Source organism: Burkholderia sp. Ax-1720 (assembly GCF_011753035.1).
Lineage (GTDB): Bacteria > Pseudomonadota > Gammaproteobacteria > Burkholderiales > Burkholderiaceae > Burkholderia > Burkholderia gladioli.
In genome coordinates, this window is the sequence record NZ_VWWK01000465.1 from 1 (window position 1) to 800 (window position 800).

Genomic DNA, 800 nt, shown 5'->3' on the forward strand with positions numbered 1-800 from the left:
CCGGCATGCCCGAGCGTTCCGCCTTCCCGGCGACGGTGGCGCCCTCGCGCGCCGGCGAGGCCGGCGCGGGCCAGCATCGTTTCCGCATCGACGCGGCCACCACCGGCGCGCTCTCCGCGCTGGCCGGCCGTCACGGCCTGAGCGTCTATCAACTGCTGTTCGCGGCCGGCGCGCTGCTGCTGGGTCGCTACGCGGCGCAGCGCGAGGTGGTGCTCGGCATGCCGGCGCATGCGCGCGAGCAGGCCGACGCGAACACCATCGGCTATTTCGCCAACGTGCTGCCGATCCGCGTCGCGCTCGACGACGGCCAGCCGATCGGCGCCTGGCTGCGGCAGGTCAAGGCCGCGATCGTCGACGGGCTGCGCGACCAGGCCTTGCCGCTGCCGGTGCTGGCCGATGCGCTGGGCGCGACGGGGCCGCTGGTGCAGACCGTGATCTCGCTGCTGGCGCTGGGCGCCGGCCGCCCGGCGCTGTCGGCCGGCGATGCGGCCGTTGATGCGGCCGGCGATGCGGCCGAAGGAGAACGCCTCGCGCCGTTCGCGCTGGGTAGCGCGGGCGGGCGCCTGGCGCTCGGCGACAGCATGCTGGCCTCCTGCGAGACCGGCCATGTGCGCGCGCCGTTCGACCTGACGTTCCAGCTTTGCGAGGACGGCGGCGAACTGGCCGGGGCGATCGCCTATCGCGCCGAACGCCATGCCGCGCCGATGATCGCGCGCCTGGCCGCCAACTTCGCGCGGCTGCTGGCTGCATTGAGCGAGGCCGGCGACTCGGCCCGCGTCGGCGAGCTGCCGATGCTGGCC

1 protein-coding gene is annotated in these 800 nt (G+C 75.2%); it reads left to right on the forward strand.

Annotated elements, in window-relative coordinates; genetic code table 11:
* Positions 1-800 (forward strand): condensation domain-containing protein (locus tag F3J18_RS37695; protein ID WP_205195746.1); only part of this gene is annotated, 800 nt, incomplete at both ends.